The following is a 255-nucleotide window of genomic DNA, read 5'->3' on the forward strand; positions in this document are numbered from 1 at the left end:
TGCTGCTTTTGCTGCTGGGTGTGGGTGGGACGTTTTTGTTCGGCACTCAAGCGTTGCACCAACACCCCGTGAGTTTTTGGGGGCTAGCCTTGGGTGTACCGCTCTTGGGTTGGGGGCTGCTGAGTTTTGGGCGTGTTTTGCTGTATTTCGGTCAACAGCAGGTCGCCGATGGGTGGGATAAGGCCCGTGAAGAGGATTTGACCCGGAAAATCCGTCGCGGCCGACGCTCTCAACAAGTATTGGCGGTGAGTCTGT

At 56.9% G+C, this 255-nt stretch carries 1 pseudogene; it reads left to right on the top strand.

Going from position 1 to position 255, the window contains the following annotated elements:
- A pseudogene (locus tag ACZYSM_RS29660) lies at positions 1-255 on the top strand (hypothetical protein); the annotation flags it as partial.

This window comes from Pseudomonas sp. F220 (assembly GCF_057813935.1).